Genomic DNA, 6,203 nt, shown 5'->3' with positions numbered 1-6,203 from the left:
GAACCAGCCGGCGGTCCCGGGCTACACCCTCAACTGCGAAGAGCCCGATAAGGGCATCGCTCACCGAGACTTGAAGTGCGATAACTGCTTGCTCTTGGTGAGCCGAAATTCGAGTTCAGTGAAACTGGCCGACCTTGGACGCGGGAAGGACTTCACCTTAGAGCCGAGTCGCCCGCTTCAGGAATATCTCGTTGGGCGGGGACAATTAATGCACTTGCCTCCCGAGTATCTACTTTTCCAAGGTGGTGGGGCGGCGGAGGATTTCGTCGCGGCGGACTATTACGGGATCGGCTCAATTCTCGTCGAACTTGTGACGGGGCAACCGATGTCGGTCCTAGCTATGGGCGACGTTGGAGCAGTTCTCGCGGTGGGTCACCGCGACTTCGCTGCCGGTCGTCGGTCGGACTTGAGCGGATTCGCGCCGAGCTTCCGCAGTGCCACGTCCTTCGTAGTCGATCATTTACCCAAGAGTGTCCGCTCGGACGCGCTCACGTTGCTGAGCCACCTATGCGACCCACAGCCCCGGTCACGTCTCGCTCGCGCTCCGTATAGCCGCGATCGACTCTCGAGAGGTGGCCTTGATTGGGTTCTCCGGCGGTCGGACATTATGATACGTCGGCTCGAGATTGAGCAGCGCCAGTTGCGACAGCGGGCCGAGAGACAAGGGAGAATCACATGAGCGCACTAGGGGTGGTCGATGTTATCGAAGCCGACACCTTTTCCTCAGACTCCGCGCGCCCCGCTGTGCCTGGGGTCGGTCGCGCCTCTGCTGGGGCGAGCCGTGATAGGACACCTCCTCAGAACGTTACGGCTGCTTTGGCGAACAGAGTGGCGGGGAGCATCGCTTCGACGTTGGAGAAAGCGAAGCGACAGGTCGAGTCGTTTCCCGGCCCCACGACCTATGCTCTACTCGCCTACGCATTTGAAGTTGCGGGCGACCGCGATTCGGCGCTGAAGGAAGCACGCGGAGCGCTCGACATTGTTCATAGTGCTTCATCGGCCCAAACAGATCTGTCGGCAGTTCGAACCTGCCTGCAAATTCTCATGCGATCGGGTGCCGTGACCGAAGCGGCAGCGCTTGCGGCTGATCTTCACATCGGTGATCAACTTCGCCTTGAGGTCGCGGCTGCTCTGGGGAGCGCGGGATCCTTCGACGACGCATGGCAGTTCGTTCGCGACGTCAGCGACGTCCCAGCGAAGGACGCGGTTGCCGGTTATCTTCTCGCGATGGCTGGCGACTTTCGCCGGGCGGTGCCCGCGCTCCGTGCCGCGCTCAGGCGTGAGCCAAGCGATGCGGACACCGCGTTGAATCTGTCAATTTCTCTCTGGAACCTAGGAGCACACAGAAAGGCGATGTCGGCTGCGTTGCAAGCGCGGGCCGCTGCTCCGTCCCGAGAGGACATCGGGCTTCATGTATTTGAGTTGCTGCTAATCGGCGGAGCGGCTTCGCGAGTCGATGCCGAAGTCCGTGCGCTTCTAGATCAAGGCGTCGTGCCGTCAGCCCGTCTGCTCATCATTCAAGCCCGGGCGAAACTTGCTCTGCGGAACCACGATCGAGCGATGAAACTCTTGGAACGGGCTAGTTCGATCGCGTTGGATGTTCGGGACCTCGATACGTACGCTGAAGTGCAAAGCAACCTTATTCGAATTCGCGCATCTCGGCAGAAGATTGGCAGGGAAAAGGCGATCGACGAGCTCCTCGCTCTACACGACGAGGTTCCAAAGAGCGCCATCGTCGTGGTGAACCTTGCTCAGGTCGTCTACTTGCGGACCCATGCCGACGAGTTGGCCCGGGTGACCGAGGAGGTACTTGAGGAGGCGACGGGTCCCCAGATTGAGTTCCTGATGTTCCAAATCGCGGACCTAAAAGGTGATACGGAGGCTGCTGCGAGCCACGCCGTGCGATGGCTCGCGCTGGAGCCGGATAATCCTCGTGCTTTGGCTGCGGCCATGGTCGCAGTTGGGATTGGTGAAGAAAACTGGAGCGAAGCTGCCGGCCTTGCCCTGGCGCATAGAAAGAATGGTAATCTCCATGCTGACGAGGTGAACAACGTCGGATACGTTTTCGCGATGGCAGGAATGGCCGACCGTGCAATTGAGCTTCTTACCCCCCTCGCAGACGAAAGCTTCGTTCTGAAAGCAACGCTTGGGCTAGCTCATCTCGCCGCGGGCCAGATAGATGAAGGCATGCGACTCTATCGTCGCGCCGCCGACGATGCCGAGAAGGTCGGAGACGACACGCGAAGTCTCATGACTGCGTATCAAGCGCTCGTGGTCCGTCAGCTAGGTCTACTTCAGGCCGGCATGGCGGAGAAGGTCACGGCGATCTCGCTGCCTCACTACCCCCTGCCCGAAGACTGGAACGATCGACCCGAGTTCTTGAGACTGCTGGCTGTGGCTAGGAGACATGGCTACGACTGGCCATTGGTCGTCTAAGGCTCGATAGCGTCAGGCGCAACTGCTTCAAGGATGTGTGCAAGATTCGGCACTGGCACCCCTGAATAATGATCACTTGCGGCGCATCGCCGTGCCTGCCTCTGCTCAAGGTTGCTGCCTACTTTTTCTGAGATACAGCCATCGATCAGAATCGTTGGGCTCACGCGTGATTCCGACTGTTCCGTGTCTCACCCACCGTCAACTTTCGTGAGATCGGACACGTTTCTTGTCCGATCTCACAAAGTTGTCGGAGTCTCACGAAAGCTGTCGGAGCGTCTCACGAAAGTGGCGGAGTCTCAGGAAGGCTGTCGGAGCGCGGCGGCGGCACCTCCCTGCCGAAAACGATCGTTTCCGGCGAGCTCGGATCCCACGTCCTTAGACGCCTGCCGCTAGTGCTCGCCGGTACCTGCTTTCGGCGGGCGTTTCTGGCTTGTCCCCCAACGGGCATTATCCACTCGGAGCCTCGAGGGCTCGAATGGCGTTCCATCGGCTCGGAACCCGTCATCGCCGCTACGCCCATACGTTGAGTCCCAGCCCGATCGTGAAGGCTGCGAGGAGCACGACTGCCACGATGCCCGCGAGAGTCCGGGTGCTAAACGTGGTGCGCAGGAGAGCGAGCATTTTGACGTCGACGAGGGGGCCGACGAGGAGGAGGGCGACGACTGATCCTGCGGAGAAGAATGACGCGAACGACAGGGCAAAGAACGCATCCACGTTCGAACAGATCGATACGACCATCGCGATCAAGATCATTGCCACGATCGACATAACCGGATTGGATCCGACAGACAGGAGAACCTCACGGGGGATTAGCACCTGGATAGCACCGGCTAGTGCGCAGCCAATCACGAGTGCGGGCATGACTGCGCGGAACTCGACGACGAACTGGGTGAGGCTACGCCGACCGCGGCCACGGCTGCCTGACTCGTGGGCGGCCCTGTCGCATGTATCACGGAACTGGTCAGTGAGGAGAGTTCCCGGATCGGGGTGACGGCTGTACAGCCAGCCGATGAGGTTGGCGATGGCGTAGCCGCCGAGAAGGCGCGCAATCAGGATGCCGTCATCGAATCCGAAGGCTTGGTGGGTCGTGAGAATGACGATCGGGTTGACGATCGGGGCTGCGATCAAGAATGTGAGCGCATCAGGGACAGTGAAGCCGCGCATCAGCAGTCCCCGAGCAAACGGCACGTTGCCGCATTCGCAGACCGGGACGAACATGCCCAGGAGCGAGAGCACCATCCGACGCGGCCATGCTCGTCGCGGCATCCAGCGTTCGAGCACTCCGGCGGGAATCCACACCTGCACGATGATCGACAAGACCACGCCGAGGGTGACGAATGGCATCGACTCAATGAGGACGCTGACAGCGAGTGTGAGGCCGTCCTGCGCGCGGGTCGGGAGGGAGACCGGGAAGAACGTCGGCGCGAAAACTTCGATCAGGAATAGTGACGCAATCACGCACACGCCGACACCGACCATCGCCCACGCAGCACGCGAGCGAGCAGCAGGAGGTGTCCCGCTGCTCGCCCTGGTGGTCACCTGTTCTGGCTCAGTTGACCGTGTCATCTGTGCTCGGCTCATCGCAGCCCGAATGCGCCACCGCTAACCAGGATGAAGATGCCCAGACCGATCAGGACGAGCGGGAACAGCACGTGTTCCCAACGTTCCAGGATCTCCGCGATTGGTCGACGAGTAGCGATGAACTTTGCGACAACGACCAGGACGGCAACGAGGGCCAGGAACACCACGCAGTACGCGACGACCGCGGCGGGACCCACGCTGAGGAACACGGGAACGTAGACGCCGATGTTGTCACCGCCGTTGGCGAAGGTGACCCCGGCCACAGCCCAGACCGCGACCTTTTTTCCTTCGATCTTGCCCTCGTCGTCATCGTCGTCGTCGCGATTGCGCCACGCCTGCCATGCCGCCCAGAGACCCAAACCCAGGGGGATGAGGCCGAAGTAGGGAATGACTTCAGGAGGGAGGAACGCTCCTGCGCCGAGAGCAACGAGTACGGCGGCGCCGAGGATGCCAGCGAACCCCAAATACTGCCCGAGCAGAATCCGGGTCGTTGTACCTCGTTGGCCCGCACCTCGGGCGAAGAACAGAGAGAGCACGATGATGTCGTCGATGTTCGTTACCAGGAACAGACCAACTGCTTGCAGGATGGAGAGGAAGATCATGCGCTGACCTCCATCGTGCAGCAGTCCGCAACTGTGCACGTGGGGTCGATGCACTCGGCCTCGTGATCCACGGCCAGGGTCGTATCCAGTAGAGCGGTCAGCGCCGTGGTCAACCGAGGATCTGCGACCTCGTATCGAGTGCGCCGCCCCTCGGGCTCTGCCACGACGATGCCGCAGTCACGGAGGCACGTGAGATGGTTGGAGACGTTCGATGGGCTCAGGCCCAGCTCGCGGGCGAGCGCCGCCGGATAGATCGGGCCGTCAAGCAGTGACATGAGAATGCGTGATCGCGTCGAGTCGGCCATAGCGCGGCCGAGGCGATTCATCACGTCCAAGCGAGTAGTAATAGTCAGCACTCAATGAATATACACGCTTGGATGTATGATCGGATACCGCGCCAGATCATCCGACAAGGCGCGATCCGAAGCGTCTCGACTACCTGGGTCTACCCGCTAGTGCAGCGCTCGACGTCAAGGAACCTCCATCATGCACACTTCTTCGTTATCCGGGCCCGGCCACCGCGCAGCCGCACACCGTCTTCGCCGGATGAGTGGCACATGGTGAGGCGGGATCGAGGTCGGAGGCTGGTTGTTGCGCTCGTGATCGCGTTCAGTATGACCGTGATCGACCAGGGTTCGAAGGCTCTAGCCCTGGCCCAGCTCAGCGAGAACGAGCGCATTCCCCTAGTCGGTGACCTGCTGGGCCTCCAACTTGCATTCAATCCCGGCACAGTCATGTCGCTCGGGTCGGGGAGCACGTGGGTGTTCACCGTGATCGGAACCGCAGCGACGATCGCGCTGCTCTACGCTGCTTGGCGATCCAAGTCGATCGCGTGGGCGATCGCTATCGGATTCGTCTGGGGCGGAGCAGTGGGGAACCTCATCGATCGCCTCCTTGCCCCGCCCGCGTTCGGTGTCGGTCACGTGACCGATTTCCTCGCCTACGGCAACCTCTTCATTGGCAACATCGCGGATATCTCCATCGGCATCGGCGTCGGCCTGGGGCTCATTCAGATCATCCTGAATCCCCGTCCTGAGCTTCCCCGTGGACAGTCCGCTGCCGCTTGACCTCGCCGAAACCTCGCGGCACACTGCTCGAGCTGGGTCCTGTGAGGATCTTCCCCGCTGCAATCACCGGAGCGCTCCTTATGATCCGCGGCGGTGATGAGACCAAAGAATGAGACGTCTTATCTAGTGGGCGGACGCGAGAGGGTTCAAATGTCAAGCGACGTGAGGAGGAGACATGGCGGCTGAGCGCCTGATCTACAAGCGGACCGACGGTAAATGGGCATGGAAGCTCACATCCCAGGGCCACGTCATCGCCACCGACGGGGGACGAGGCTATAGAAACGAAGCAGATTGCCGGCGCATCGCCGACGCCGTCATCGGGGGAGCCTTTGCCGACGCTAAGACGAGAGTTCTCAACTAGCTCACATCAGGCAGGCATCCTCGGTGGCACTCAACGGGGCGTGCGCGAACTGCAGCATGTCCGAGAATCGCCGTAAACGATCGTTCTGGCGGGTTCGCGTCGCACGTCATCGTGCGCCCGCCGTTAACGTTCGCCGGTATCTGCTTTCGGCAGACG

General features: G+C 61.0%; 7 protein-coding genes. 4 read left to right on the top strand and 3 right to left on the bottom strand.

What is annotated here, in order from left to right; translation table 11 throughout:
• Window positions 1-55: 55 nt before the first annotated feature.
• Both AX744_RS21965 and AX744_RS16715 read left to right on the top strand, forming a co-directional pair.
• A complete protein-coding gene (locus AX744_RS21965; protein ID WP_442922841.1) occupies window positions 56-679 on the top strand; it encodes a protein kinase domain-containing protein in 624 nt (207 codons plus the stop codon).
• A gap of 149 nt (window positions 680-828) precedes the next feature.
• Window positions 829-2,436: a tetratricopeptide repeat protein gene (locus AX744_RS16715; RefSeq protein ID WP_157543639.1), complete on the top strand. Its 1,608-nt coding sequence runs from the start codon at window positions 829-831 to the stop codon at window positions 2,434-2,436.
• A 510-nt stretch (window positions 2,437-2,946) separates the two neighbouring features.
• Here AX744_RS16715 and AX744_RS16710 read toward each other — a convergent pair.
• The 3 genes from AX744_RS16710 to cmtR form a co-directional block, all read right to left on the bottom strand.
• Window positions 2,947-3,915 carry a permease gene (locus AX744_RS16710; protein ID WP_231728841.1) on the bottom strand — a complete coding sequence of 323 codons (969 nt, stop codon included), beginning with the start codon at window positions 3,913-3,915 and terminating at the stop codon, window positions 2,947-2,949.
• Between the two features lie 98 nt (window positions 3,916-4,013).
• Window positions 4,014-4,619 carry a cadmium resistance transporter gene (locus tag AX744_RS16705; RefSeq protein ID WP_025103726.1) on the bottom strand — a complete coding sequence of 202 codons (606 nt, stop codon included), beginning with the start codon at window positions 4,617-4,619 and terminating at the stop codon, window positions 4,014-4,016.
• Window positions 4,616-4,975 carry a Cd(II)/Pb(II)-sensing metalloregulatory transcriptional regulator CmtR gene (gene cmtR / locus AX744_RS16700; RefSeq protein ID WP_061018111.1) on the bottom strand — a complete coding sequence of 120 codons (360 nt, stop codon included), beginning with the start codon at window positions 4,973-4,975 and terminating at the stop codon, window positions 4,616-4,618. The genes AX744_RS16705 and cmtR overlap by 4 nt, the downstream gene beginning before the upstream one ends.
• A 3-nt stretch (window positions 4,976-4,978) precedes the next feature.
• Between cmtR and AX744_RS16695 the strand changes: the two genes are divergently transcribed.
• On the top strand, window positions 4,979-5,686 hold the full coding sequence (locus AX744_RS16695; RefSeq protein ID WP_442922840.1) for a signal peptidase II: 708 nt from the start codon (window positions 4,979-4,981) through the stop codon (window positions 5,684-5,686).
• Between the two features lie 175 nt (window positions 5,687-5,861).
• Window positions 5,862-6,047: a hypothetical protein gene (locus tag AX744_RS16690; protein ID WP_061018107.1), complete on the top strand. Its 186-nt coding sequence runs from the start codon at window positions 5,862-5,864 to the stop codon at window positions 6,045-6,047.
• Window positions 6,048-6,203: the final 156 nt, after the last annotated feature.

This window comes from Microbacterium sp. CCH5-D1, assembly GCF_001557335.1.
GTDB classification, from domain to species: Bacteria; Actinomycetota; Actinomycetes; order Actinomycetales; family Microbacteriaceae; genus Microbacterium; species Microbacterium oxydans.
This window is presented reverse-complemented; position numbering and strand designations above follow the sequence as displayed.